Here is a 25,356-nt window from a genome sequence, read left to right as displayed (position 1 = left end):
TTGCCTGCGACGGCATGCCGAGGCCTATCACTCGAACGGGTGGGCGGCACTTCGCCGGAGAAACGAACCAGCACGGCCGCCCAACACCTCCTGCGGCGCCCGGCCCTCACGTCCCTGTGCGCGGCGCCGCCGAAGACCGCACGCACGTCTCAAGGACTGGCACGGGTCGGCCGATGGTGACGGCATGGAACGTCCTGTGAGCGCTGCATGCCGTCTTGTGTCCCGCCGCCGGTTTGCGTTGACGGCCGGGCTGTTCGCCGTCCCGGGAGTCGTGGTGCCAAACTCGCGGGCCGTAGCGGCCCGGCCTGCATCGCCCCGCCCGGCCGCGGCAGGCGACGGCACAGGTGTGCTGTCGCTGTTCGGATCGGAGAACCGTGTGATCCGTACGCGCGAGCCGGTGGTGGCGGTGACCTTCAACGCGGCGTGGAACGATGCCGGACTGGACCGCGTTCTCGGTGAGCTCGCCCGCCGGCACACGCCCGCCACGTTCTTCCTGACCGGCGACTTCACCGCCCGGTACCCCGGGGTGGTCAAGCACATTGCGGCCGCGGGCCACGGCCTGGGCAACCACTCCTACAGCCACCCTCACTTCAAGGATCTGACCGCCGCCGGACGGAGGCGGGAGGTCCAGACGGCGGACCGCGCCCTGCGCGCAGCAGGGGCAGGCAAGGCCCTGACCCCGTTCTTCCGGTTTCCCTACAGCGAGACGAGTCCTACCCAGATCAGGGAGGTCAACGGGCTGGGATTCGCGGACATCGAGTTCACCACCGACACCAACGGGTGGATGGGCGCTGCGGGCGGCATGACCGTGGACGGCGCGGTGCGCCGGGCGCTGGACGCCCTGCGCCCGGGCGCGGTCGTGCAGATGCACGTCGGCGCCTCGGACGGCGGCAACGACGTGATCGATGCTCAGGCCCTGCCGCGGATCCTCGATGCCGTCACCTCCCGCGGATACCATGTCATCGACCTCCGCACGCTGCTCACCTCCCCGGTGCGCCTGGCGCGGACCTGGCACAGGGCCCTGACGTAGGGGTGACTGGCCTCGCTCGGTCCGGTGAAGACGGCCCTCGGGGTCCTTGAGACCGTGCCTCGGACGCACGATCGGGGCGTGGCCACGCCTTCGTCTTCCGCGTCATCCCCGGAGCCCGGTTCCGCACCTGGATGAGGTGACCCGCACCCCACAGCTACGCACCCACCCCGAGCGGGGCCCACTGTTGCGCGCCCCGGTGAACCGTCTCCCGGTCCTCAGGCCACCACGCGGTTTCTGCCTGGTCGGCCCGCCGACATTCCCGTTGCGGCCGCTTTCGCTCAGCAGGTGGGGGACGTCGGCGCCGGGCCTTGACCCGGAATCTTGGACACGGGCTATGCGGCTTGGGTCAGGGTTTGAGCAGGGTCTTGATGGCGCGGCGCTCGTCCATCGCCTTGAATCCCTCGGCGGCCTGATCGAGTGGGAGGGTGAGGTCGAAGACCTTGCCCGGGTCGATCGTGCGGTCCCAGATGAGCTGGATCAGCTCGGGCAGGAACCGCACCAGGGCGGGGCCGCCGTGCAGGTGCACCTCGGCGAAGAACAGCTCCTCGCCCGGCAACGTGCGCCGCCACTCGCGCGGAGGCAAGGTCGTACACCACCCGGCCGTCGGCACGATGGACCTCGCGTACGACGACTTCGCACTGCCCGGCGACCCGCACGTCTCCATCGCCACCTACACCGCGGATCCCGGTACACCCAGCGCTGACGGTCTCACCCCGTTGGCGACCTGGGCCGAAACCCAGAAGCAGCCGCAGACGATCGACGGCGAAGCGGGCCGAACCCGCCCCCGTCACGCTTAGGTTCTCGATCTGCTCGGCCGGTCACCTCCCGCCCGTCGCCGTCCACCGCTACGGCACATGTGGGACCGGATCAAGCCGCTGATGCCAGCCGATCCGGCCGCGGCCGGCGGTGGGCCGACCAGCGCCCACTCTCGAGGCCATCGCAGGGAAGTGCCGAACCTGTTCGCCCTGGCGAGACCTGCCGGACGAGTTCGGCTCGTTCCCAACAGCTCGCAAACGGCTGATCAGGTGGGCCGTCGACAGATCCTCGCCGCAGTCCTGGCAGCAGCCGACGAGGGTGAAGACATCGGCTGGACCGTGTCGGTGAAAGGAACCAGAGGAACGGCACAGGACCCCCCACAGGTAGGTCGGTGGACCGCCGAGTACGTCGCCCGGGACGGCGAGCGGGACGCTCACCCCCGACGCGGCCACGGCCCATGCCGCCACCGGTCGCTGGTCTGCCGCCGCCTCGACACCGTCCCGGAGTGACTCCCCGCGCTTCCCGATCTCCTTCAGCACCGCGCCGAGTGAGCGATCACCACGCAACGTGCCGTTGCCCACCGCGGCGGCGACGGCGACAGCGATCGAGACCGGCGCCTCACGTGCCGTGGCAGGACATCGTCCCGATCCGGGTCACGAGCTGGACGCCGGCCCGTCCGTTCCGTAGCGGAGGCCGTCGAGGAGCAGGTCGAGGAGGCGGCCGGCCCGTTCGCGTTGGTCGGGAGCGCTGGTGATCAGCCCGACACCGGCCAGGCTGAAGCCGACATCCAAGGGGTCGATGTCCGGGCGCAGGAGACCGGCGTCGGCGCCGGCGCGCAGCAGGGTGCCGAGCGCGGTGCCGAGCTTGTCGAGGGTCTCGGCGAAGGGGTCCGCACCGGATGCGACCGCTGCCCGCAGGGCGTCCGCCATGCCCTGCTTGGCAGCCAGGTAGTCGATGAAGTCGTCCATCCACAGGCGGATCGCCCGGTCGGGCGGGTTGTCGGCGAGCAGCTTCACGGCGCTGTCGCAGACACGGGCCAGCTCGTTGCGGTAGGCCGCCTCGATGAGCGCCTCCCTCGTCGGGAAGTGACGGTAGAGCGTGGCCGAGCCGACGCCCGCGGCCTTGGCGATCGTGTCGATCGCAACGTCCGGGCCCTTCTCGGAGAAGGCACGCACGGCCGCTTCGAGGATGCGCTCCCGGTTGCGGCGGGCATCGGCACGCAACGCGCTCGGCTTGGTGGTCAACGCTGCTCCCTTCGTCAGGGGACCAGTCTAGCTGGACAACCGGGGAGTTCCCCGATTACCGTCGGCAGGTAACCGGGGAACTCCCCGGTTACGGGTCTCGGCCCGTCTGTACTCCACAGTCAAGGAAGACCCTCATGACCTCCCCGAAGACGGTACTGATCACCGGTACGTCCTCCGGCATTGGCCTGGCCACCGCCATCGGCGCCGCCCGGGCGGGCTGGACGACCATCGCCACCATGCGCGACACCGGCAGGGCCGATGCCCTGCTCAAGGCCGCCGCCGAAGCGGGTGTCGCGGACCGGATCCAGGTCAAGCGCCTGGACGTGACCGACTCCGCCGGCATCACCGCCTGCCTGGACGAGGTCGTCGCCGAGCACGGCCGTCTGGACGCGCTGGTCAACAACGCCGGCGCCGCCCAGGTCGGCACCATCGAGCAGACCAGCGTCGACGACGTCCGCGCGGCCATGGAGGTCAACTTCTTCGGCGTGGTGGCGGTCACCCGGGCCGCCCTGCCGCACCTGCGTGCGTCGAAGGGCCGGGTGATCACTGTCACCAGCGTCGGCGGCGTCGTCGGCCAGCCCTTCAACGAGGCGTACTGCGCGGCCAAGTTCGCCGTCGAGGGCTTCATGCAGTCCCTCGCGCCGGTCGCCACCACCGTCGGCGTCGATGTCACCGTGATCGAGCCGGGTGCGGTGGCGAGCGAGTTCGTCGCCAATCTCGGCTTGGACGTCCCGACGCTGCTCGCCTCCGCCGGGCCCTACAGCCCGGCACTCGAGGCATACCTCACCCGCACCCGGCAGTCGTACGTCGACGCCCAGACCCCGGCCGAGGCAGCCGCCCCGATCGTCGACGCCCTGACCGTGGGCCGCCCGCCCTTCCGCGTCCAGACCTCGCAGTGGGCCCGCGACTTCGTCGCAACCACCCTCGCCGACCTCGACGGCTCCTCCGTCCAGGCCCTCACCGGTGCCTGGGTGCGCTGACCGCCCCGCGTCCCGGTGGGTGCGCTGCCGACCGGGCGCGGCAGCCCCACAGCACCCCCGCCCGCCGACGACCGGCCGCTCACGGTCCGCGCCGAGGGGCGCACGCACCGGACGCACAACCGACCAGTCACACACCGCGGGACGACCCGCAAGCAAGGAAGATCACCATGGAACTCCGCACCCTCGGCAGCCAGGGCCTGACCGTCTCCGCCGAAGGACTCGGCTGCATGGGCATGAGCGCCTTCTACGGCAGCACCGACGAGGCCGAATCCCTCGCCACCATCGACCGCGCCCTGGAACTGGGCGTGACCCTGTTGGACACCGCCGAGAGCTACGGCCCGTTCATCAACGAGCAGCTCCTCGGCAAGGCCCTCGCCGGTCGCCGCGAGCGGGCCGTCGTCGCCACCAAGACGGGGATCGAGTTCACCGACGACGGCACGCTCGTCGGCCACAACGGGCGCCCCGAGTACATCCGGCGGTCCCTGGACCGCTCCCTGCGCCACCTGGACACCGACCATGTCGACCTCTACTACCTGCACCGGGTCGACCCGCAGGTACCCATCGAGGAGACCGTCGGCGCCATGGGTGAGCTGGTGGCCGCCGGCAAGGTCCGCTACATCGGCCTGTCCGAGGTCGCCCCGCAGACCATCCGCCGCGCCCACTCCGTCCACCCGATCACGGCGGTCCAGACCGAGTACTCGCTCTTCGAGCGCGGCATCGAGGACGACGGGGTCATGGCCACCCTGAACGGGCTCGGGATCGGCCTGGTCGCCTACTCGCCGCTCGGACGCGGGTTCCTGTCCGGTGCGATCACCAGCCCGGACGACTTCGCCGCCGACGACTTCCGCCGCACGGACCCGCGCTTCAAGGGCGAGAACTTCGCCCGCAACCTGGCCGTGGTCGACGAGGTCCGCCGCATCGCCGCCGCCAAGCGGATCTCGCCGTCCCAGCTGGCTCTCGCCTGGGTGCTGCACCAGGGCGCGGTCGCCATCCCCGGTACCAAGCGCCGCCGCTACCTGGAGGAGAACGTCGCCGCCGCCACCGTGACGATCACCGATGAGGACTTGGCCGCCATCGAAGCCGTCGCACCGCGCGGCATCGTCTCCGGCGACCGCTACGCCCCCGAGCTGATGCAGAACCTCAACGGCTGACCCCCAGGGCGTGCCGGGAAAGACCGCTGGGATGCCCCCAGCCGTGCGGCGTCCCAGCGGCTCGCTCCGCCGACGCCGCCACACCGCTCCGCGCGCAAGCAATGGCGATCACAACAGCGCAGCGGCCCATCGGCTTCGGCTTCGGCTTCGGCTTCGGGGCGGGCAGTACCGCGGCCGAGGTCCTGACCGGCCCCGCCCTCACCGGAAGGCTCCCTGTCATGACGGCGCCGCCTGCGGAACGGAGCCGGAGAGCACACTCACCTGGGGGGCGCCGGCGCGACTGCCCTCGCCACAGTCCGCCGCCCGGAGGCGACCGCGGAAGCATTCGACGCCCCCGGACCGAGACGAGGTACGCCGCCTCGGCCCGGGGCAGCAGGCCCGGCCGGCAAAGGCTGAGGGAGGCGAACAGCTCGCCCCGCTGATCTACGTGATGCCGTGCACGGAGCACAGAGTCGTGCCGTACGGGGCTCGGCCGTCACCGGACAGCGGCGCGGCGCTCGGCAGCGAGATCCTGGTCGAGGTCCTTGCCCATCGCCTCGCCCAACCGCGCCAGACGTCGGCCGCGTCTGCGTCGGACAGGTAGCCCGGCCCGACCTCGGGGGGCTCAGCTCCCCGAGCCCGTGCGTGGCCGCGGCGAGGTCGTCAATGGCCTGGCGACGCGCGGACCAGCCCCGCGCAGCCGGACCCGGACGGCCGGAGCGATGGCGTGGTCGGGCACTGCCGCCCCGTCAGCCTGCCGGGAAGGCGAATTTGTAGCCCTGCTGGCTCAGCCATGGCAGCAATTGGCGCAGGGCAGCTACGGTCTGGCTGCGGTCGCCGCCGCCGTCGTGCATGAGGACGATGCCGCCGGGACGCAGCTCCTGTTTCGCGGTGGCGAGGATCGAGGCGGTGCCGGGGCGCGCCCAGTCCCGGGTGTCGACGGTCCAGCCGAGCGGGCGCAGACCGGCTTGCACGGCTATCTGGCGGTTGTCTGGGCTGAAGTCGCCACCGGGCGCGCGGAACCATGTGACGCGGGTGTTCGGGCCGCCAGCCTTGACGATCATCTCCTTGGCCGCGGTGATCTCGTAGACCTGTTTCCCATGCGGGAGGGTGCGCATCGGCTGGGGGTGGTGCACGGTGTGGTCGCACAGCCGGTGACCGCCTGCGATGATGCGCTTGACCATGGCAGGGTCTGCAGCGGCCTGCGTGCCGATCTGGCAGAAGGTCGCCTTGACATGGTAGTGCGCAAGCACGTCCAGGATCTGACCGGTGGCCGGGCCCGGGCCGTCGTCGAAGGTGAGTGCCACGGTGCGGCCGTCGGTCGCCGTGCGGTAGGCGATCGAGGAGCTTGGGGCGTGAGCCTTGGTGGCCTGCGCACCGGTACCAGATGCGGCGCTTGCGCTCGTACCCATACCGGCAAGGGCGAGCGAGAGGGCAACCGTGCAGCCGACGGCCGCGCGGCGCAACAGGGGACGGACAGAGTTCGGTTTCGGCATGCAGTACTACTCCTGGCATCGTCCGCCATTCCGGGATGGCGATGTCGGGTCCCACACGACGATGACCGAATGTCCGACCGATATAAAGCAATCAAGGACATTTGCGCCCTTTATCACAAACATGCCTATTTGTGAGCCACCTCACATTCATTCCCCCGTTGCCACGGCCCCTTTCCGCGACCTTGGGCCCGACCCCGACCCTCACTCGCGCATTCCGCTCGGCCGCGAACGTCTCCGGGTGCGGTCGGGCAGCACGTCCAGACCCCGAAGATCTCGCGCGTCCAATCCGGCACGGGCCGGGCGACGGCGGCGTAGAGCAGCCCCGTAGCCGTCGACCTGTGGATCACCGTCGAGCGATCCCTGAACCCACCGAGGCCCACCTGATCCTCAACATCCGCTGGACCGCGACAAGCCGGGCGCGGCGGTGAAGCCGAAAAGGGCGCGAGTCTCGATACCGAGGCCAGTGGTCATGGCGGCTGGCCTGGCGGATGTGCCTGTTCGCGGCCACTGGGCTGCCAACGGGCCCGTACGACTTCGGCCTCGCGCTGGGCACGGTCAGCGCGAGGCCGGCGGATCCGGCCCTTCACAGAGCGCTCGACGGGGCACTGGGAGATACCGACCAAGGGACGGGACGGAACGCCCGTGCCGGCGCGGAGTCCAGTCCGTCGGAGACGATGCCCGTCTCCCAGCCCTGCGTTCAAGATCGGTCGTGCGCGGGCGGGTGAGGAGCGATCACCTGGTCCGTCGGGGAGGAAGAACTCCGCACTGCGCGGTCGTCTGCGCAAGGTGCGCTCAGGGACCGTGCTGGGCGCCGGTCGAGGCAGGCCGCCCGCCACCGATGACACCGCACCCCGCGCCACCGACGACAGCGGCAGCCTCCAGCCCGACACCCTCCGGCCCGCTCCACGCCCGCGCCAAAGCGAACGGCCTGCCCACCGGTGGGCACTCGTGACGCCATTGGGCCACAAGAAGATCCCCATGGCCAGCTGGACGGTGCGCCCCCCTGCGCGTCCACCGCAACGACCTGCATCGCAGTGCGCGGCGTGGGACGGGACAGCCGTGCGGGTCCCGGTACCGGGTGCCGCCGCACCGGTCCGGCCGCCGTGCCGGGGACGTTTACCCGCCTGGCCCGGTGGAAGAGTCGAGTCCAGCGCCCGGCCGGGCACCGCTGCGAACACAGCGGCCCGCCCTACCGGATCCCGCCTTCTCCGCTCCATCACCGGAACAGGAGTACGCCCATGCGCCTCTATGCCCAGACTCCGGCACGCCGGACCCGCCAGATCCTCGCTGATCTCGTCGCCCTGGCCCTGATCACGGTCACGGTGACGTTCGCCCTGACCGTCCACGGCGCGATCATGCGGCTGGCCGAACCGGGACGCAAAGCGCAGAACGCGGGCGACAGCCTGGCCTCCAGCCTCCGAGACGCCGGTGACGCGGCCTCCGACCTCCCGCTGATCGGAGGCTCGTTGAAGAAGCCGCTGCAGACCGCCGCCGCAGCCGGAGACGGCCTCTCCGACGCCGGGCAGTCGCTGCAGCACACCGTGGGCCAGGTGGCCGACCTGACCGCGCTCGCGCTGATCGTCCTGCCCCTGGCCTTCATCCTGGTGCTGTGGCTCCCCCCGCGCCTGCGCTGGATCAGGCGCACCACCATCACCCGGCGTCTCCTCGACAGCCCCGGCGGCGCCGACCTGCTCGCCCTGCGCGCCCTGACCGGCCCCCAGCGCGACCTCACCGCGGTGCCGACCCCGCCAGGCGGCCTCACCGACGCCTGGCGCCGCGGAGACGAGCAGGTCATCGCCGCCTTGTCCGAAGTAACTCTCAAGCGAGCCGGGTTGCGCGCCCAACGAGCGAGGCAGGCGTGACAGCCTCAACGTCCCTGACCACGAGGGCGTGTGCCGGGCCTGGCGGGGCGGCTGCCAGGCCAGTTGCGGCCCGGGAATTCCGATGGAGCGCGCGTGGCCCTGCGCCTGACGACGGCGCGGTGCTTGCTTGCGCGGGCTGAAGACTTTGTCGGCGAAGGTCACGAACGTCTCTGCAGTGGTGTGGCAGTTGACATACCACCCGGTCGGGGACAGACGGGCAGCCAGTCGCTCGGCGTCGGCCTCTTCGCCAGCGAGGGGTGTGTCCAGCCAGTGGCCCTGCCTCACACTCGGTGGTGACGGAGAGTCGCGAGGGCCGTTGACATTCGAGCAATGCTCAAGACCCGTGGATCAGCCCCGGCGGGACGCGGAAGGCGTACCTTCCCGAATGATCCTGTGACGGTCACCGAGCAGGCCCGCGTTCGCAGCGCGGATCGGGAAGGCACGCCCGTGCTCAGCGTAGTCACTGCCGACGGTTCAACCGAGTCCGGCTCCCTGATCGATGAGATCGCCCGGGAGGGTGCCCGTAGGATGCTCGCCGTCGCACCGGAGGCGGAAGTCAACCAGCACATAGCCGAGTTGGCCAACGAGCGGGACGAGCGTGGGCACCGCCTGGTGGTCCGCAACGGTCACCACCAGCCCCGCAGCGTCGTCACCGCGGCCGGGACGGTCGAGGTCACCGCGCCCAGAGTGAACGACCGCCGTGTGGACGAGGCCACCGGTGAGCTCAAGCGGTTCTCGTCGAAGACTGGCGCCCTGGTGCCGCAAGTCCCCGAAGATCTCCGAAGTGCTGCCGCTGCTCTACCTGCACGGACTGTCCTCCGGGGACTTCGTGCCCGCCCTGGAGCAGTTCCTCGGCGGTGCGGCCGGGCTGTCGGCGGCGACGGTGACACGGCTAACGAAGCAGTGGCAGGACGACCACGCCGCCTTCCAGGACCGTGACCTGTCCGAGCGCGACTTCGTCTACGTGTGAGCCGACGGCGTGCACCCGAAGGTCCGGCTCGGGCAGGCGCACAGCTGCGTTCTGGGGCTGCTCGGGGTGCGGCTGGACGGTACCAAGGAGCTGATCGCGCTGGCCGAGGGGCTGCGGGAGTCCACCGAGTCGTGGGCCGACCTGCTGCGCGACTGCCGCCGACGCGGCATGCGGGACCCCGAACTGGTCGCCGGTGACGGTGCGAGCTGCTCGCGTTCTACGACTTCCCGGCCGAGCACTGGATCCACCTGCGCACCACGAACCCCATCGAGTCGACGTTCTCCACGGTCAAGCTGCGGACCAAGGTCACCCGTGGGGCCGGCAGTCCAGCCGCGGCCCTCGCGATGGTGTTCAAGCTCGTCCAGTCCGCCCAGGACCGCTGGAGGGCCATCACCGGTCGACGACCGCGGTCTCCACCCTTCGCGAGCGAGATGAGCGGCCAGGAGCCCGTTCTCACCCCGGATGTCGGCAACGGTCCGGGCACCCTCGGCAGCGAGGCGACGGGCGACGGGCGACTACAGGATGTACGTCACCTCGCGCCGCAAAACGCTCTGTGGCCGCCTGATCAGCGGCGAAGCGCTCGGGATGACTGTCGTGGGCGCCCAGGCTTGCATCGCCCTCATCCGTGCCGGCTCGTCGTCGAGGGCCCGTACGAGCCAGTCTGACCCGCAATCAACCCGCGCCGCATCTCAACAGGGACGAGCTCACCCAGTCCGAGACCAGGGCGGGCACCAGGTGGTACGGGTCCCCGAAGACCTCTGGTCGCCACCCGCCACGATCACCATCAGTTCATCGGCCGCCAGGCGGGCCCTCTCCCCCGTAGCCACAGTCGGCTCCTCCCCGCACACCGCGCATCCACGGCAAGACACACCTTCGGGGGGACTACGGATCGGCACGCCGAAAACGCGGGTCGGGCAAGGTAAAAGCTTCATGAAAATTCACGGGAAAGGAAATTCCCCGTCCGGCCAATCCGCCCGTCCGCTGGCTCCGAATCCCTGGGCAGTCAGACAAGTTGCACTCAGGACGGACGGCATGACACCACTCTCCAGACTCTCCAGGAGCGGTACGGGTCGCAGGGGCCTTGTCACCCTCCTTTGCGGGGCGCTGGTCGCCGGAGGACTCGCGGCCACCGGCGTGGCCACCCTGGAACCTGGGGCGGCCCACGCCTCCAGCCACCGGGAGGCCCCGCTGATCTCCGGGACACCGCAGTACGACAACACGGACGTCTACGCGTTCGTCAGCCCGGACAAGCCCGACACGACGACGCTCATCGCGAACTTCGTCCCGTTCGAGGAACCGGCCGGCGGACCCAACTTCTACACGTTCGCGGACGACGCCCAATACGACCTGCACATCGACAACAACGGCGACGCGCAGAGCGAATTGATCTTCCGCTACACCTTCAAGACGCAACGGAAGAACAACAAGACGTTCCTCTACAACACCGGCGTGGTGAAGAGCCTCGACGACCCGAACCTGAACATCACGCAGACGTACGACCTCGACGTTCTCAAGCTGCACGACCAGAAGCTGGTCTCCAAGACACGGCTCGCCGACGACGTGCCGGTGGCGCCGTCGGACGTCGGCAAGGCGTCGATGCCCGACTACGCGAAGCTGCGCCAGCAGGCCGTCCACAAGGCGGCCGGCGACGCGCAGACCTTCGCGGGGCAGGCCGACGACCCGTTCTTCGCGGACCTGCGTGTCTTCGACCTCCTGTACGGCGGGAACCTGTCCGAGGTCGGCAACGACACGCTGAAGGGTTACAACGTCAACACGATCGCCCTGCAGGTGCCGAACGACATGATCCGCGAGTCGTCGTCCCAGCCGGTGGTCGGCGTCTGGTCGACCGTGCAGCGCAAGAACGCGCGTGGCGGCTGGTCGCAGGTGTCGCGTCTCGGCAACCCGCTGGTCAACGAGGTCGTCAACCCCCTGAAGGACAAGGACAGGTTCAACGCCTCCGCGCCGTGGGACGACGCCCAGTTCCTGAAGAACGTGACGAATCCGGAGCTGCCGAAGCTGATCGAGCAGATCTACAAGATCAAGGCGCCCCCGGAGCCGCGCAACGACCTGGTCGACGTCTTCCTCAAAGGCGTCAAGGGCCTCAACCAGCCGCCGAACGTGCGGCCCGCTGAGGAGCTGCGCCTGAACACCTCGATCAAGCCGGCCGCGAAGCCGAAGCGGCTCGGTGTGCTGGACGGTGACAACGCGGGCTTCCCGAACGGCCGCCGGCTCACCGACGACGTGGTGGACGAGGCGCTGCAGGTGATGGAGGGCTTCCTGCTGGGCCAGAAGACGGGCCTCACCGACGGCGTGAACGCCAACGACGCGGCCTTCGAGAAGTCCTTCCCGTACGTCGCCGAGCCGAACTCCGGCTCGCGCGGCCCGCTCGTCAAGGGCACGACCAAGGGCACCGACGTCCGCAGCCAGCTGGGCGACGCGCTGCAGCCGGCGGGGGCGTCCTCCGGCTCGGACACGATGCTCATCGCCGGCTCGGCGGCCGGGGGCGCGGCCGGGATCCTGCTGATCGGCACCGGCCTGGCGTGGTGGCGTCGCCGCATGCAGCGCCCCTACTGACCCCGCCCCACCGACTGGCGCGGCCCGCGCCCACCCGTCCCCCACGCCGCGGGCCGCGCCTTCCCACTCCGTTGCGACCAGGCCACCGAGGAGAGGCATGACCCCACGTACGAACGACAGTGAGACCGAGGAACGAGTGGAGGACGAACCGGAGCCCGAGTCGTCGGCCACCGAGAGGTCGAGGGAAGCCGAGGAGGACACCGAGCCGGTCGCCGTCGAGCCCGCTGCCGATGCCCGGGAAGCCGGTGACGTCGACACGGGAAAGGCGAGGGACTCCGCAGTCGTCGCAGATGACCGTGTCGCTGCGGTGCGGCGGGTCGCTGCGGCCGGGAGGCGGTGGCGGGTGGTGCGGCTCGCAGGGTGCGCGGCCATGTTGGCGGTCGCGTTGACCGCGGGCGCCGTGGTGGTCGGGGCCATGCGGCAAGGGGGTGCCGCGCCGGTGGCGGTGGCGGCGGACAGCGCCGTGCCGCCGGGTCTGCCGGCGAGCGGCAGTCTGGACGCGAGCATCGCCGCGCTACAGGCGCATCTGCGCGCCCAGCCGAAGGACTCGGGAGGCTGGGCCAGCCTCGGGTTCGCCTACGACGAGCAGGCCCGCGTCAAGGGCGACCCCGCGCGCTATGCGCAGGCGGACAAGGCCCTGACCAGGTCCCTGGCGCTGGCTCCCGGCAACGACACGGCCCTGGCCGGCCGCGCCGCCGTCGCGGCCGCCCGGCACGAGTTCAAGGACGCCCTCACCTACGCGGACCAGGCTCTGGAACAGAACCCGTACAGCGAACACGCGCTGTCCTCCCGTATCGACGCCCTCGTGGAACTCGGCCGCTACGCCGAGGCGTCGAGGGCCGCGGACATCGCCGACGCCCGGCGCCCCGGCGTTCCCATCTTCACCCGGTACGCGTACGTGCTCGAACTGCGCGGTGACGCGAAGACCGCCCACACCGTGCTGCAGCAGGCCCTCGACACCGCGACCACCCCGGGCGACGTCTCCTACGTCGCCACCCAGCTCGGCCTGCTCGCCTGGAACCAGGGCGACTACGAGAGCGCCCTCACCTACTACGCACGCGCCCTGGCCGCCGACGACACCTACGTCCCCGCGCTCGAGGGCCGTGCTCGCGCCCAGGCCGCGACCGGCGACCGGGCGGACGCCATCAAGGGCATGGAGAACGTCGTCGCCCACTACCCCCTGCCCCAACAGCTCGTGGAACTCGGCGAGTTGTACGAGGACCGCGGTGCCAGGGGCGACGAGCAGAAGGCCCACGACCAGTACGCCCTCGTGAACACCTGGATCTCCCTCGCCCGCGCCAACGGCGTCAACGCCGACCTCGACACCGCGCTCGCCGCCGCCGACCACGGCGACAAGGCCGCCGCCCTGCGCGCGGCCCGCGCGGAATGGGCCCGCCGCCACAGCGTGCACACCGCGGACGCCCTCGCCTGGGCGCTGCACGTCAACAGCCGCGACCATGAAGCGCTCGCGTACGCCCGTCAGGCCACGGCCACCGGCTACCACAACGCCGCGTTCCTCTACCACCTCGGCATGATCGAACGCGCCACCGGTCACACCGAGGATGCCCGCACCCACCTCACGGCCGCCCTGCAGCTCAACCCCGGCTTCTCGCCGCTGGGCGCCCGGGAAGCCCGTAAGGCCCTGAAGGACCTGGGGGTGACCAGGTGACGCACCGCAGGCGCCTGATCGCCTCCACCGCGACCCTGCTCACCGCCGTCACCGCGCTCCTGCTCGCCCCCGCCGCGACCGCGAGCGCGCACCCCCTCGGCAACTTCACGGTCAACCGCTACGACGGCCTCGTCGCCGCGCCCGGCGTGCTCCGCGTCGAGCATGTGGAGGACCTCGCCGAGATCCCCGCGGCCCAGGCGAAGCCGGACATCGGGCGGCTCGGCATGACCGAATGGGCCCAGCGGCGCTGCACGACCGCGGCGCACGACAGCAAGATAACCGTGGACGGCCGTACGGTCGCCCTCACCGTCACGTCCAGCCGCGCGAGCCTGCGTCCCGGCCAGGCCGGCCTCAACACCCTGCGCGTGGTGTGCACGTCGACCGCCCCGCTGCCCAAGGGGGCCACGGTCAGCCTCGGCTTCCACAACACGGGCACCACGTCCGGCCCCGGCTGGCGGGAGATCACCGCACGCGGTGACCGTATGACGCTCACGTCGTCGGACGTACCCAAGACCTCGGTCTCCCAGGAACTGACCAGCTACCCCAAGGACCTGCTCTCCTCCCCCGCCGATACCACGGCCGCCTCCCTGCGCGCCCGGCCCGGCGGCGCCGCCCTCGCCACGGACGGCCGCGGCGACCGGGCCGCCCCCGCCGCCTCCGTGCTCCCGCGCGGCGTCGACCGCTGGACGCAGGCCCTGGAGAACCTGGTGGCCCGCCATCACCTCACCCCCGGCTTCGCCGCCGTCGCTCTGCTCGTCTCCGTCGTGCTGGGCGCGATGCACGCACTCGCCCCGGGCCACGGCAAGACCCTGATGGCGGCGACGGCAGCCGCCCGGGGCGGCCGGGCCCGTCTGAAGGACGTCCTCCCGCTCGCCGCGTCCGTCACCGTCACCCACACACTCGGCGTGGTCGCCCTCGGCCTCCTCGTCACCGCCGGCTCCGCCGCCACCCCTTCGGTGATCGCCTGGCTCGGCCTCTTGAGCGGTGTCCTGGTGACCCTGGCCGGCGCCAACCTCGTGCGCCGGGCTCTGCGCAACCGCGGCCACACGCACGGACACGGGCACGGGCACGATCACGGCCACGAGCACGCCCCTTCACGCGACCACAACCACTCCCCGCACGACCACCCGCACCCCCATCCCCACCCTGCAGAGCACAGCCACGGCGGCGCCCCCCACACCCATCCCCCCGCCCCCAGCCTCCGCGGGACGATCCTCCTCGGGTTCGCCGGTGGGCTCGTGCCAAGCCCTTCCGCGGTCGTCGTCCTCGTCGGTGCCGCCGCGCTCGGCCAGGCATGGTTCGGGCTGCTGCTGGTCGTGGCGTACGGCGCGGGCCTCGCGCTCACCCTCACTGCGGCGGGATTCGCGGTGGTCAAGGTCGGCAGCGGGATGAGCCGCGTGCTGGACAGCCGTCCCCGTTGGACCTCCCACCCGGTGGCGGCCCTGGTGCGCAGGACCGCGCCCCTCGGTTCCGCATTCGTCGTACTGGCGCTCGGCGCCGGACTGGTGTTCAAGGGGGCGGTATCAGCAATGAGTTGAGTACGTTCGGTGAGCGATGCCTCCGCATTCGGTGTACGCGGGCCAGAGCGGCTCGGTGGTGTTGGTTGGGAGTGTGAGCGCCTCCTCGGTGGCCACCGGGGTGACGGATTCCAGGATGGTGGCGTGGAAGCGCTTCAGGCGCAGGTAGCGCTCGCGGGTGTCGGTGAGGGCCCGGCGGGTGCGGGCGCTCATCGGCTGGTCGGTTCGGGTGACGCGTTCCCAGGCGAAGTCCACGATGATGCGGTGCTCGCCGTCCTCACCGGGTGTGATCACGGGGTTGATCAGTTGGTGGACGCCGAGGTCGACCCGTTCGCCCGCCTGCGCGTAACAGGCGCCGACCTCATTGAAGGTGTGCAGGACCCGGTTCTCGGCGAGCGCCCCACCCACAGATGGACGAATGTCAGCAGGGCCGGTCGGCCGGCGCCCAGGCGCCGCCAACGGGAGCCGATCGTACGGCGGTGCCACCGCAACTGCTGCGTGAGGAAGCGGAGGGCAGAGCTGGACACATCGACGCTCGGCGGGTCGACAAGCCCGTGAAACCTCTGGCGGAGACGGTTCTCTTGGTCGAAAACCCATCTACCAGGGGCTGCACCACGTTGTCAGCCCAACTGGCCCGCTTCAGAAAGAGGTTGGAAAGGGCTCCCTACATTGTTCTGCGGGAGGTGGTGAGCCCTTCGTATGGTTCACCCGCCCAGGGGCAGGGTGTGGTTGAAAGGGCTCCGCAGCTTGTGGCTCTCACTCATTGACCGCCCGGTGCCCCACGACGACTCGGCTGCCAATGAGGAATTGAGAATGATCGCTGAGTAGGGAATCGACAGCGAGGTCGTCCATGGGAGGAACCAGCAGCACACCGCACGGAGACACCACATGGCCGCGATCTGGGCCGGCATCGACGCAGGCAAGGCCCGCCACCACTGCGTCGCGATCGACGACAGCGGCCGTCGGTTGCTGTCACGACGCGTCGCCAACCACGAACCCCGACTGCTCGAGTCCTCGCCGACGTTCAAGCCCTGGGCGAGGAGGTGACCTGGGGCATTGACCTGGCCGATGGCGGAGCCGTCCTGGCCATCACGATTCTCCTCACCGCGACCAGCCGGTGCACTGCATCTCCGGCCGAGCCATCCACCGTGCATCCGCGAGCTGCCGCGGCGAGGGCAAAACCGACGCCGAGGACGCTGCCGTCATCGCAGACCAGGTCCGCGTCCGCCGTGATCCGCAGCCCTTTCACACCGATGACGGAGCCGTCACCGACCTCAAGATCCTCACGGGACGACGCACGGACCTGGTCGCCGACCACACGCGGACTGTCAACCGCCTCCGTGCCCAGCTGACGGGGATCTTCCCCGGACTGGAACGGGAGTCCAGGCCGCCGAGCGACAGCTCACGAGCCTGCCCGGAGAGAAGCTGACCGCCCAGCTGGTGCAAGCCGATGGCCCTCAACCAGCGGATGGCCGAGCTCGACAACAAGGCTATCGAGGCACGGTTTCGCGACCACGCCAGCTTTGAGGTGATCACGAGCATGCCCGCTCTGGGCGTCATCCTCGCACCCGAGTTCCCAGCAGCCACCGGCGGCGACATGAGCCGCTTCGGCACCGCCGACCGTCTCGCGGCTTCGGCGGTGTCGCTCCGGCACCTCGCGACTCCGGGAAGGTCAGCGGCAACCTGCGGCGTCCGCAGCGATACAACCGCCGTCTCCAACGGGCTTCCACATCTCGGCGTTGTTCAGCATTCGGCACTGCCCCGAGCCCTGCCGGTTTTACGATCGCAAGCGGGTCGAGGGCAAGCGTCACACCCAGGCCGTCCTCGCGGTCGCCCGCCGCCGCGTCAATGTGCTCTGGGCCCTCTTGCGTCACGGACGGTGCTACGGCGACCCCATCCACGGTTCTCGCGGCTTGACACACCGCATGAGGAATCAGTGAGGTCGCGGAAGTCTGCGGCGGTGCGGGCTGTACGGTTGGCTGCCAGCTGTCGGCTCAGGTCGGCCAGGGGTGCTGGCGCCGCGGGTGGCTCCGCCCTGTTGCTTGCCCCTCCAGCCATGAACAATCTGAATGCCATCTCACCCATCGGTTAACGTGGCAGCACCGCCGCGTCAGTCCAGGGCCGGCGGACTCATCAATATTTTCATTGTGCAGACGTCCATGGGGAGGCGCTTGCCGTGACCATCTGTCAATTCGATGGTCTGGCTTTCCTCACCCGGTTGGGCATGCGGTGCATAATACAGAATGTCAGCGGCACTGTCCGGGTAAGCACAGCCATCCCCTCTTGGCCCGTCCTTGTAAAGCAGGTCGACCTGCACTGAGCGTCCTGGGGTAAGCGTCAACCGCGGAGCATTCTTGCCGGTTGGCGAGGCGAAGATGTACGCCCCTTTATCGCCTTGGAGTGTGACCGACGGATAGCCGTCAAAGGTGCACGACTGGTTTGCGGTGTTCTTAGCGGAAAGCCGGGCCACAGCATAAGAAGACCCGCCGGACGTGTCGGCAGGGGCCTTGAGGCTGGTGAGTGCCCACCTCAAACGTATGGTGACACACCTGGGATGTTTCTTGACGTCCTCCTTTCCCATTGCCGGTGCGATGGTGGATGAACCGCTGCTTGTAGCGGCGTAAGGCTGGTCGCGTTCCCCGGTAGTGCAAGCGGTCACGGCCAGCACCATGCCGGCTGCGACCACCGCGCCTGCTATCGCATGTCTGTTCATAGCCTTATGCCTCTCAGTCGGTGACGGCGCTTTTCTGTCCGTGTGGGGGTGCGACTGCAATTCGAAGACAGAGGTTCCTTGCCTTCGTATATGAAGATGCCGCCGTAGGCTTCCGCGTTCCCAGATATGCTCACGGAAGACGTAGTTCTTACTCAGGCCGGGGGCATGCGTTCCACCCGTGTTCGAGGAGCCCGAAGGCGCCGGTGACGGCGTCCAGCGGGTCGCGATGTCCGTGGCGAGGCGGGGCGCTTCGAGTGCGAAGTGGTCCAGGGCTGCGCCTGCCGGATCGTCGGCGGCGTGCCAGTCTCCTGCGCGATGGTGCGGGCGAGGGCCGTCTCGTGGCGCAGCCATTTGCAGAACCTCGCGCGTGACGCAACCCGCAGGCCCAGGACCAATCCGGAAGTGTCGGCAAAGAACCGTCTGCCGACACTCGACCCGTGGCCATGAACCCGCAGGTGGGCAGTGTCGGCAACCCACGGCGACAATCAACGTCGGTGAACGGTCCCGCCGATGGATTCCGACACGTGCTCGTCGGCTACGCGCGGGTCGCGACCGCCGACCAGAACCCCGATCATGAGATTGACGCCCTGCTACGGGCTGGCGTCGACCGCGACAACGTCCACGTCGACAAGGCGAGCGGCGCGAAAGCGTCCCGGCCAAAGCTCGATCTCGTCCTCCAACTGCGCCGCGACGGCGACACGTTGAAGGCCAACCGGCTCGACCGGCTCTCCCGCTCGGCGCTGCACCTCGTGACCCCCGGCGCCGATTTGCGTGAGCGAATGATCGGGCTGCACGTCATCGAGCAGCATCGACACCTCCACGATGGAGGGCCGGGTGATGTTCAGGATGCTGTCCGTGCTCGCCGGACTCCAGCGTGAGCTGATCATGGCGAACACCAACGACGGGCTCGCCTCCGCGCGGGCCCGGGGCCCGATCGGCGGGAGCCGACCGAAGCTCACCGCGGACGAAGCCGCGCTCGCCCAACGGCTCTACGACGAGCGAAAAAAGAACGTCCACCGAGATCGCTGACATGTTCGGCGTACCCCGCTCCACGGTGTAGGGGAATGGATACTTGCCACCGGGTTCGCCACTCGTTAACGGCACCCCTACCGGGGCGTGAAGCCACTGAGCGTTTTCAGCGTTGACGCTCCAGGGTGAGAACGGCAGCGGCGATGACCGTCATGCGGTCCTACCTTGCTGGTGGGTTGGACGCGCCGTCGTAAGGTCCAGAGACCCAGAGACGCCGGGTACGGCTTTCATGCGGTTGCCCTCGATGGTTCCCCTAACCTGGCCGCCCGGTGTCTGACGACGACTCGGCCGCTGATTAGGAGCTGCGAACGTCCGCGGACGGATCGCTGAGTAGGACCACGTCGGCGAGGTCGTCCAGGAGTACAGAGCGCCATCGAACGACCGGAGGAAAACTGGTGGCCCAGATCTGGGCGGGTACGGACATCGGCAAGACCCATCACCACTGCGTGGTGCTGAACGCCGAGGGCGAACGGCTGCTGTCACGCCGCGTCCTCAACGACGAGCCGGAACTGCTGGCCCTGCTCGCCGACGTCCTGGCTCTCGACGAGGACGTGGTGTGGGCGGTCGATGTCGCCGACGGCATGGCCGCACTGTTGATCAGCGTACAGCTCAACCACTGTCAGCACCTCGTCTACATACCCGGCCTGGCGGTCAACCGGGCCTCGGCCGGCTACCGGGGCATGGGTAAGACCGACGCCAAGGACGCCACCGTCATCGCCGACCAGGCTCGGATGCGCCGTGCGAGCGTTCCGTCGAGCAGGACGTGGTCGGGATCCGTCTCCCGCAGGACGCGCAGCAGCCCGGGCGCCCGGCGGGACAGATGGCCGATGACAGCGGTGGCGTAGGCGTGGGCAGTGCCGACTGATATGCCGAAACCGGCGGCGATCTGCGCGAGCGTGTCGTGCCGGCGAAGGTAGACCAGGCCGACGAGAGCACGCTGGTGAGGCGGGCAGCTTGCAGCGGCGGTCACCCTCACGGGTGACGATGAGCATGATTACCCACTCGACCAGGGCGTGAGGCAGGTCGAGTACGGCAGCATACGGAACCAACGAGGTTCCCGTGCTGATGAGTTGAGACGTCGAACACCTCTTTCAACGGCACAGGAGCCTCGTGCGTTGCAGGAGGCCACTCCGTCACCCGACCGGTGGTCACTTTGAAAACGCTCACTGGAGTCAGGCTCGCTTGACCAACAAGAAGTCGGCCTGCCTGGTCACCCAGCGAGGGAACGGACAGGGCATCCGCGAGCTGGGCACCGATGAGAGCCGGGTCCGAGCCTGGCTGAAAGGGGCGATCCCCCGCGAACCCGTGCCGCGCCTGATCATGGAGGTTCTGAGCGCTGGGACCGGCATGGACCTCACCTGCGCCGACATCGGCCTGCCAGGAGAAGCGGAGCCGGCAGGCATGCGCAGCCCATGGAACCGAACGGGGCCGATCACCGCACTCGGCCAGATCATCCGGAGCGACCTGATGCCGCCCGACACACGCACCGACGTCACCGACGTTCACACCGGCCACGAGCTGCTCGGCCCGCTTCAGGAGTGGGCCCTGAGCCGCCCGCACGAAGTAGGACAACCGGGAGCCGAAGAGGCGCACATGGCATTCCTCGACCTTCCCAACCTGCAGGCCACCCTCGGCCTGGCCCACCAGATCTCCGCCAACACGTCGACGGCACAGCCAGTGAAGGCCGGGAGCTGCACGGCCGGTTTCTCGAACCCAGCTTCCACAAGCGTATGACCCTGATCGCCGCCGCGCGCCGCGACCGGGAGCCCCTGTGATGACCGCGCTCGCCGACCGGGGCGACCTCACCCGGGACCAAGCCGTCGTCCGCCTCAGCCAGGGCGGCGAGAAGTACCGGGAGATCCTGGACTCGGGCAGGCCGTCATCTTCCGCGCCCTGCACACCGCCGGCGGTGCACCGGGCGCCGCGGGGGCGTATCGAGCGCGCTCTCTTGCACGTTCCGCGAGCCGTGTGCGCCTTGGATGCGCCTTATGTGCCGTCTATGCACCCTACGCGCCCCGACTGGATATGACATTACACCACAAAGCTACTAAAAAGGAATGAAGGGACTGCCTCGTCGGGTTGCCGGCGTGGCCGGTCCGGCAGTCGGTGCTCGCCCGGACGCTCCGACCGGTCCGAGTGCCGTCCGCGATCCCTGCCTGACAGGCCGCCGCACATGGACCAGTATGGGAAGTTCGCGAGCAAGGTTCTGCGGTGCCGCCGTCCTGACGGCGAAACTCAGCGGCACAGACTGATGCGGTCCCTGCTGGCTCCCCCGGGCCGGCGACCGCATCGGCCTGACGGGCTAGCGCCCTGCGACGCCGGGCAGGACAGCCCCAGAGTTGAGTGCCAACGGCCCTCAGTGAGGAGGCACTTGGGTGGCGGGGCCAGCGCGCTCGTCACAGTGGAAGCCCATGTAATGCTCCCGAGCCACTTCCCCAAATGCCCGGGAGCACAGGGCCAGCGGCCGGCCGGGCAGTAGCCGACCAGGAGTTCACTCACCGTGTGGGAGTTGTGATGGCCCGTATAGCAGGAAAGTTCGGAAAGCGTCTCCCCCAGTTCCCGGAAGCCCTGAAGGAGCTGACAGCGTACGCGAAGGCTCCGCTACCCGATCCGCCGCCGTCGGTGGACTGGCAGGGCAAGGTCAGCACCTGGCCGATGGACGGCAACGACCAGGTCGGCGACTGCACGATGGCCGCGGCGGCCCACATGATCCAGTGCTGGAACGCCCAGACCGGAAAGAACGACTCGGTCCCCAGCGAGCAGCAGGTCGTCGACGAGTACTTCGAGCTCACCCGGGGCAAGGACAGCGGCCTGGTCGAGGCCAAGCTCCTCAAGACCTGGCAGCACCAAGGGCTGTGGGGAAACCAGGTAGTCGCCTACGCTCCGGTCAACGTCCACTCGCTCACCACCCTCAAGCAGGCTATCGACCTCTTCGGCGGCGTCTACGCCGGCATCCAGGTCCCCGCCAACGCCCAGCAGCAGTTCAACGACCACAAGCCCTGGACACTGGACCCCGGCTGGCAGGAGCAGGAGATCTTGGGCGGGCATGCCATCCCCCTGCTGGGCTACGACGCCGACTGGCTCTACGCAGTCACCTGGGGCGCGGTCCAGCCCGTGGCCTGGGACTGGTGGTCCACGTACTCCGACGAGGCCTGGGCCATCATTTCTCAGGAGTACAAGGAAGCGGGCCAGGCCAATGGCATCAACCTGACAGCCCTCGAGACGGACCTCCAACTCGTTTGACGTACGCGTGTGAGGGACCCCCGCCGGCCAGGCAGAGCCGGCTCTCCTCGGTCGGGATGCAGGTGATATGACCGCACCATTTCTCCTGCACCCGTTTGGTCCATGCGTCCTTCCACGCCCCCGACATTCCGGGGTCTTCCCGGTCCAGGGCGAGGATGTCCCTGTGTGCGCGGAGTCGGCCTGAACCTCGAACGGTCCAGGGCGGGCGAAGTGGTAGAAGCCGGGCTGGCGTAGCTGTGCCCCGCGGTGACCTTTATGAACACGAAGTCGAGCCCGGAGACGTCGTATCTGCCGGCTCGATCGAAGATACGTCGATGCGTTGATGCTCACCGGAGGCCCTTCCCCGGGAGCTGATATTTCGAATTTCAGAATATGCCGGCACGTCAAGGGCTGCTTGAAACGTGAGTAGTTGAGCGGGCAAATTGTTCCGACGTCTTCGTGGTTCCGGATCCGAGGGCGGCGGCGAATACCGACGGCCGCTGGATTGGACGAGCCGGGCTTCGTGGATCCCGGGGAGCGGGTGCTGTTTCCCGATGGGCAGCGTAGGGTGGTGGGTGAGCAGAGCATCTGGTCCGGAGCGTCGCCCGACCGTGCCCTCCGGATCCGCTGGGCAGCCTCCCGTGTCCGCAGCTCGACCCGAGAGACCCACTGTGCGGCCCCGGTTCCAGGCGCGCACCCAGCTGACAGTCCGGGCTGTGCACGGGTAGGTGACGCGCAGGGAACGACCATGAATGGTTTCTCCGACCAGCTGATGATCCGGTACCTGGATCCGACGCGGGTCCAGGAACTGCTTGCGCCCCCGGACGATCCGAACCGTGCGCGGAGCGGTCCCTGCTGGCCGCGGTCTACGAGCCCAGCTCCCTGGAGGTGCGGTTCGTGGACGACGTACAGGTCACCTCGACCACCTTCCGGGTGCCGGTGAGTGCGCCGGTGACGGTGCGGGGGAACTGGGAGAAGCCGCTGCCGGAGATCGCCCAGGCGCGCGCAGTCCTCGAACTTCCGGCACCTGCACCGCCGTTGTGGATCGACCTGGCGCTCGACACCCTGGTCACGGCGAGGGTCGCGCTGACCGACGGTGCGTTGGAGTCCCTGGCCTCCGAGCAGCTGTCAGGGCTCTCCCAGGCGGAGTTCGTCGCCCGGTTCGCCTTCCTCGACCTCAGGGAGCTGATGCGCCTCGCCAAGGTCGCCGACTACCAGGAACGCCAGGAGGAGCTCCCCGGCTGTACCGGCTGCACTATGCGCAGCCACAGGGCTTCGACCCGAGCGCGCCCGCCCGCCGGTACCGGCTGCGCGTGTCGGTGCTCTTCTTCCCGGACCTCGACCTCGCCGGAGCGCTGCGCCGGCTGGTCCAGAGCCGCCAGGCGCTGGACGCCACCCGTCCGCGTACCGAGGAGTACGACGGCGGGGCCCTGCTGGCCGCCAGCGCGTGGCTGGCGGTGTTTACCCAGGCCGCGCTCCGGGCCGCCGACCCCGTCGCAGTGGCGAAGCAGACGAACGACCTGCTCGCCGCCGACGGCTTCGTGGCGGCGTTCGAAGGGATTTCGTCAGCACGTAAGGAGCGGTCGATGCCGGTCAAGTACATCGATGTCCAAGCCAGCAGCGAGCTGTTCACGCCGGAGGTCAGGGCTTTCGGAGATATCGCCATCGTCGGCAGGGGCGGGTTCGGAAGTCCGGCCTCGGACGCCAAGGAATTCACTGCGCCGGGGGCAGCCGCGCAGTACCTCAAGGCCCTCGGCGGGGCCACGCTGTCGGCCGACGCGGCCAAGGGCGCGACCAGTGTCACTGTGTCGGCGAGCGTTCCGGCGCCCGGGCTGGTGCGGTTCACCACGGACAAGGTGTCGGAGGTGCACACGGTGACCGCCGTCGCCCTGGTGCAGTCGCCCGTTCCTCCGCCCCGCCCAACCCTCCACCGAATCCTCCGCCTGCCCCGCCCGCGCCCGCCGCGTTCACCCTCACCCCTGGACGCCCCGCTGAGCGCCGCATACCCCACGGGGGCGAAGGTGACCCAGGAGAGCGACGGCGACCTCCTGCGCGCGGTCCGCACCGCGTTCGCCCAGACGCCGCCGCCGACCGTGGTCTGGGGTGTTCCGGTGGACTACGCCTCACCCCAGTGGGACGACGGGCTGACCGTGGTCGACAAGCTCGACGTCCAGGTCGTGCTGCTGGCCAACACTCCGCTCAACGCGGCGCGAGCTGGGCGGAGCTGGAGGCCACGATCGAGCGGTACCTGCGCGCCGCAGAGGCCCGCGGAGCAGAGGCCGTGCGTACCGAGGCGGCCGCGGCGGCTATCTTCGGGTGCGAGGACCTGTACCTGGTCTGGCAGGCCCTGAACGCGGTGCGGGCGCGGGCGATCCGGACCGGGCCCAAAGTCGGCGTCTACCCGGCTCTCCGTGACGAGTGGAACGCGACGACCGTCCGCTTCCAGGAGTCGCTCAAGCGCCATGGGTTCACCGACGCAGCGGCCTTCGTCGCCGCGGTGGACGCCTACCGGCTGCAGTTCCGGGCCGAGGCGGTCGCGATCGCGCTCGACGTCCTCTCGCGATACGACCAGCTGATCCACGAAGAGAGGCGCAAGCTGCGCAGTCCCGGCTACGTCGAGTCGATGGCCGTCGGCATCGCGCGGACGCGGGCGCGCGCCGAGTTCGAGGAGGCAGCCGCCAAGGAGGAGCTTGCGCGGTACTTCGCCGTCCACCATGCCGGCGAGCAGGCCGGCCCGGTACCAGGTCGAAGCCGCGTCGTTGCGGGCCGCAGCCCGCCGGGCCGTGGTGGCCGGTGCGGGATCAATCGGACGGCGTGACCAAGAACCATACGCCGAACCATTGCCTTGAGCGGCAGCGGTGATGGCCTGGTTGACCGGGTCTCCGGAGGCGAAGTCGCCGGGGGTGTAGCGACGCCCATGCCGGGGAATGCCGTGCACTGGGCCTGGGTGCGGTAGCAGTCCTTGACACGGCGGCCTTCGCGGCCCAGTCGAGCTGTAGGGCCTCGCTGTTCGTGACATGTCGATCTTGCGTGACCTGGACGTTCTCGGCCGTCTCACGGCCTTGTCACCCCTGATCAGTGTCAATCTGTGGCATTTTCCTCGCGAGGGCGAGGGCGAGGGCGAGCTCGAGATCAGGCGGATTTCCCGTGTCGGCCGAGTACAC

The 25,356-nt window shown here is 69.4% G+C and carries 16 protein-coding genes and 10 pseudogenes; 17 read left to right on the top strand and 9 right to left on the bottom strand.

The window, feature by feature from the left end; translation table 11 throughout:
- Nucleotides 1-376: 376 nt before the first annotated feature.
- On the top strand, nt 377-1,030 hold the full coding sequence (locus ACZ60X_RS10535) for a polysaccharide deacetylase family protein (protein WP_469595891.1): 654 nt from the start codon (nt 377-379) through the stop codon (nt 1,028-1,030).
- A gap of 346 nt (nt 1,031-1,376) precedes the next feature.
- On the opposite strand, the pseudogene ACZ60X_RS10530 reads toward ACZ60X_RS10535, so the two are convergent.
- A pseudogene (locus ACZ60X_RS10530) lies at nt 1,377-1,586 on the bottom strand (IMP dehydrogenase); the annotation flags it as partial.
- 55 nt (nt 1,587-1,641) lie between these two features.
- On the opposite strand from ACZ60X_RS10530, the gene ACZ60X_RS10525 reads away from it, so the two are divergent.
- A complete protein-coding gene (locus tag ACZ60X_RS10525; RefSeq protein ID WP_469595889.1) occupies nt 1,642-1,827 on the top strand; it encodes a hypothetical protein in 186 nt (61 codons plus the stop codon).
- Between the two features lie 57 nt (nt 1,828-1,884).
- Nucleotides 1,885-2,142 (top strand): annotated as a pseudogene (locus ACZ60X_RS10520) (transposase); the annotation flags it as partial.
- 297 nt (nt 2,143-2,439) lie between these two features.
- Here ACZ60X_RS10520 and ACZ60X_RS10515 read toward each other — a convergent pair.
- Nucleotides 2,440-3,030, bottom strand: a complete 591-nt coding sequence (locus ACZ60X_RS10515) for a TetR/AcrR family transcriptional regulator (RefSeq protein ID WP_469595887.1) — start codon at nt 3,028-3,030, stop codon at nt 2,440-2,442.
- Nucleotides 3,031-3,161: 131 nt separating this feature from the next.
- Here ACZ60X_RS10515 and ACZ60X_RS10510 point away from each other — a divergent pair.
- Together ACZ60X_RS10510 and ACZ60X_RS10505 are read left to right on the top strand one after the other, a co-directional pair.
- Nucleotides 3,162-4,010: pseudogene (locus ACZ60X_RS10510) on the top strand (SDR family oxidoreductase); the annotation flags it as partial.
- 167 nt (nt 4,011-4,177) lie between these two features.
- Nucleotides 4,178-5,161 carry an aldo/keto reductase gene (locus ACZ60X_RS10505; RefSeq protein ID WP_469595885.1) on the top strand — a complete coding sequence of 328 codons (984 nt, stop codon included), beginning with the start codon at nt 4,178-4,180 and terminating at the stop codon, nt 5,159-5,161.
- Between the two features lie 728 nt (nt 5,162-5,889).
- On the opposite strand, the gene ACZ60X_RS10500 is transcribed toward ACZ60X_RS10505, so the two are convergent.
- Entirely contained in the window at nt 5,890-6,636 is a 747-nt protein-coding gene (locus tag ACZ60X_RS10500) for a polysaccharide deacetylase family protein (RefSeq protein ID WP_469595881.1), read from the bottom strand.
- 1,238 nt (nt 6,637-7,874) lie between these two features.
- On the opposite strand from ACZ60X_RS10500, the gene ACZ60X_RS10495 reads away from it, so the two are divergent.
- The 5 genes and pseudogenes from ACZ60X_RS10495 to ACZ60X_RS10475 all read left to right on the top strand — a co-directional run bounded on the left by ACZ60X_RS10495 (nt 7,875) and on the right by ACZ60X_RS10475 (nt 15,249).
- Nucleotides 7,875-8,498, top strand: coding sequence for a hypothetical protein (locus ACZ60X_RS10495; RefSeq protein WP_469595879.1), 624 nt, complete (start codon nt 7,875-7,877; stop codon nt 8,496-8,498).
- Nucleotides 8,499-8,945: 447 nt separating this feature from the next.
- Nucleotides 8,946-9,860, top strand: a pseudogene (locus ACZ60X_RS10490) (transposase); the annotation flags it as partial.
- 640 nt (nt 9,861-10,500) lie between these two features.
- The gene (locus tag ACZ60X_RS10485; protein ID WP_469595877.1) at nt 10,501-12,042 is read left to right on the top strand and encodes a DUF4331 domain-containing protein; all 1,542 of its coding nucleotides are present in this window, start codon (nt 10,501-10,503) and stop codon (nt 12,040-12,042) included.
- Between the two features lie 97 nt (nt 12,043-12,139).
- Complete coding sequence (locus tag ACZ60X_RS10480; RefSeq protein ID WP_469595874.1) at nt 12,140-13,711, top strand: tetratricopeptide repeat protein; 1,572 nt, start codon at nt 12,140-12,142, stop codon at nt 13,709-13,711.
- Nucleotides 13,708-15,249, top strand: a complete 1,542-nt coding sequence (locus ACZ60X_RS10475) for a nickel transporter (protein WP_469595872.1) — start codon at nt 13,708-13,710, stop codon at nt 15,247-15,249. Before ACZ60X_RS10480 ends, ACZ60X_RS10475 begins: the two co-directional genes overlap by 4 nt.
- On the opposite strand, the gene ACZ60X_RS10470 is transcribed toward ACZ60X_RS10475, so the two are convergent.
- Nucleotides 15,235-15,636: a hypothetical protein gene (locus ACZ60X_RS10470; protein WP_469596032.1), complete on the bottom strand. Its 402-nt coding sequence runs from the start codon at nt 15,634-15,636 to the stop codon at nt 15,235-15,237. The two genes, ACZ60X_RS10475 and ACZ60X_RS10470, sit on opposite strands and share 15 nt — an antisense overlap.
- A pseudogene (locus ACZ60X_RS10465) lies at nt 15,624-15,755 on the bottom strand (IS5/IS1182 family transposase); the annotation flags it as partial. The pseudogene ACZ60X_RS10465 and the gene ACZ60X_RS10470, both read right to left, overlap by 13 nt.
- A gap of 361 nt (nt 15,756-16,116) precedes the next feature.
- Between ACZ60X_RS10465 and ACZ60X_RS10460 the strand changes: the two are divergent.
- Nucleotides 16,117-17,168, top strand: a pseudogene (locus tag ACZ60X_RS10460) (IS110 family RNA-guided transposase).
- Between the two features lie 170 nt (nt 17,169-17,338).
- On the opposite strand, the gene ACZ60X_RS10455 reads toward ACZ60X_RS10460, so the two are convergent.
- Entirely contained in the window at nt 17,339-17,899 is a 561-nt protein-coding gene (locus ACZ60X_RS10455; RefSeq protein WP_469595869.1) for a DUF4232 domain-containing protein, read from the bottom strand.
- Between the two features lie 485 nt (nt 17,900-18,384).
- Here ACZ60X_RS10455 and ACZ60X_RS10450 point away from each other — a divergent pair.
- Nucleotides 18,385-18,970 (top strand): annotated as a pseudogene (locus ACZ60X_RS10450) (recombinase family protein).
- Between the two features lie 395 nt (nt 18,971-19,365).
- Nucleotides 19,366-19,710: pseudogene (locus ACZ60X_RS10445) on the top strand (IS110 family transposase); the annotation flags it as partial.
- Here the strand turns inward: ACZ60X_RS10445 and ACZ60X_RS10440 are convergent.
- Nucleotides 19,710-20,019: pseudogene (locus ACZ60X_RS10440) on the bottom strand (helix-turn-helix domain-containing protein); the annotation flags it as partial. The pseudogenes ACZ60X_RS10445 and ACZ60X_RS10440 overlap by 1 nt on opposite strands.
- A gap of 133 nt (nt 20,020-20,152) precedes the next feature.
- On the opposite strand from ACZ60X_RS10440, the gene ACZ60X_RS10435 reads away from it, so the two are divergent.
- Nucleotides 20,153-20,704: a hypothetical protein gene (locus ACZ60X_RS10435; protein WP_469595866.1), complete on the top strand. Its 552-nt coding sequence runs from the start codon at nt 20,153-20,155 to the stop codon at nt 20,702-20,704.
- A gap of 780 nt (nt 20,705-21,484) precedes the next feature.
- On the top strand, nt 21,485-22,213 hold the full coding sequence (locus ACZ60X_RS10430; protein ID WP_469595864.1) for a hypothetical protein: 729 nt from the start codon (nt 21,485-21,487) through the stop codon (nt 22,211-22,213).
- 845 nt (nt 22,214-23,058) lie between these two features.
- Here the strand turns inward: ACZ60X_RS10430 and ACZ60X_RS10425 are convergent.
- Nucleotides 23,059-23,394: a hypothetical protein gene (locus ACZ60X_RS10425; RefSeq protein WP_469595861.1), complete on the bottom strand. Its 336-nt coding sequence runs from the start codon at nt 23,392-23,394 to the stop codon at nt 23,059-23,061.
- Between the two features lie 111 nt (nt 23,395-23,505).
- On the opposite strand from ACZ60X_RS10425, the gene ACZ60X_RS10420 reads away from it, so the two are divergent.
- Together ACZ60X_RS10420 and ACZ60X_RS10415 are read left to right on the top strand one after the other, a co-directional pair.
- A complete protein-coding gene (locus tag ACZ60X_RS10420) occupies nt 23,506-24,543 on the top strand; it encodes a hypothetical protein (protein WP_469595859.1) in 1,038 nt (345 codons plus the stop codon).
- Nucleotides 24,474-25,010, top strand: a complete 537-nt coding sequence (locus ACZ60X_RS10415) for a hypothetical protein (RefSeq protein WP_469595856.1) — start codon at nt 24,474-24,476, stop codon at nt 25,008-25,010. The genes ACZ60X_RS10420 and ACZ60X_RS10415 overlap by 70 nt, the downstream gene beginning before the upstream one ends.
- 27 nt (nt 25,011-25,037) lie before the next feature.
- Here the strand turns inward: ACZ60X_RS10415 and ACZ60X_RS10410 are convergent.
- Nucleotides 25,038-25,180 (bottom strand): annotated as a pseudogene (locus tag ACZ60X_RS10410) (type I-E CRISPR-associated endonuclease Cas1e); the annotation flags it as partial.
- Between the last annotated feature and the right edge of the window lie 176 nt (nt 25,181-25,356).

The organism is Streptomyces sp. NPDC104106 (assembly GCF_055584345.1).
The sequence above is the reverse complement of the archived record's forward strand: the minus strand, read 5'-3'. Positions and strand labels throughout refer to the sequence as shown.

Excerpts from the sequence above, each read along its gene's own strand:
- ACZ60X_RS10525 (WP_469595889.1), top strand. The coding sequence starts at position 1,642 with ATGGACCTCGCGTACGACGACTTCGCACTGCCCGGCGACCCGCACGTC.
- ACZ60X_RS10505 (WP_469595885.1), top strand. The coding sequence starts at position 4,178 with ATGGAACTCCGCACCCTCGGCAGCCAGGGCCTGACCGTCTCCGCCGAA.
- ACZ60X_RS10500 (WP_469595881.1), bottom strand. The coding sequence starts at position 6,636 with ATGCCGAAACCGAACTCTGTCCGTCCCCTGTTGCGCCGCGCGGCCGTC.
- ACZ60X_RS10495 (WP_469595879.1), top strand. The coding sequence starts at position 7,875 with ATGCGCCTCTATGCCCAGACTCCGGCACGCCGGACCCGCCAGATCCTC.
- ACZ60X_RS10485 (WP_469595877.1), top strand. The coding sequence starts at position 10,501 with ATGACACCACTCTCCAGACTCTCCAGGAGCGGTACGGGTCGCAGGGGC.
- ACZ60X_RS10480 (WP_469595874.1), top strand. The coding sequence starts at position 12,140 with ATGACCCCACGTACGAACGACAGTGAGACCGAGGAACGAGTGGAGGAC.
- ACZ60X_RS10455 (WP_469595869.1), bottom strand. The coding sequence starts at position 17,899 with ATGGTGCTGGCCGTGACCGCTTGCACTACCGGGGAACGCGACCAGCCT.
- ACZ60X_RS10430 (WP_469595864.1), top strand. The coding sequence starts at position 21,485 with ATGGCCCGTATAGCAGGAAAGTTCGGAAAGCGTCTCCCCCAGTTCCCG.